At 64.6% G+C, this 528-nt stretch carries 1 protein-coding gene; it reads left to right on the forward strand.

The genetic code is table 11. From position 1 onward, the window contains the following. Positions 1-217 precede the first annotated feature (217 nt). Positions 218-528: Gfo/Idh/MocA family oxidoreductase (locus CXQ89_RS18025; protein WP_374953003.1), on the forward strand; the 311-nt coding region annotated here is incomplete at its 3' end.

A 528-nucleotide genomic window follows, 5' to 3' on the forward strand; every position in this document is an offset into this window, starting at 1 on the left:
GGCCTACGTGGACGATCCGCTACTCGGACCGATCACCAAGTAAACAATCTGATCACCGAAAAGTCCGGTCCCACATTCTGAGGGGCCGGGCTTTTCCGTTGAACCGGACAAGCAGGCGGGACAGGTGAAGGCCAGGGTCCAGCGGCGGGGCCCTCCCCCAAACGCTCTTTCATTTCCTGCGGGAACGCTCTCTCAGCGCAGTGAGAGGATGGGCACCATGAGTGCGCATATCGCCAAGCCATGGTTGTCCAGCCAGTCCGACCAGGATCCCCGTTCCGCCACGGGAGCTCCCCTCAATTGGGGCGTCATTGCCACCGGCGGAATTGCCCGCTCGGTGTCGCAGGATCTGGCGCTGCTGGCGGACGCAGAGCTGTATGCCGTCAGCTCCCGGGGGCAGGACACAGCAGACGAGTTTGCCACCTCGTACGGGTTCGGCCGGGCATACGGGGACGACGGCGGGGCTCACGGCTACGAGCGGTTGCTCGCCGATGATGCGGTGGACGTGGTTTACGTCGCGACGCCGCACGC

Origin of the sequence: Arthrobacter sp. ZGTC212 (genome assembly GCF_002929255.1) — a bacterium.
Classification (GTDB): Bacteria; Actinomycetota; Actinomycetes; order Actinomycetales; family Micrococcaceae; genus Arthrobacter_B; species Arthrobacter_B sunyaminii.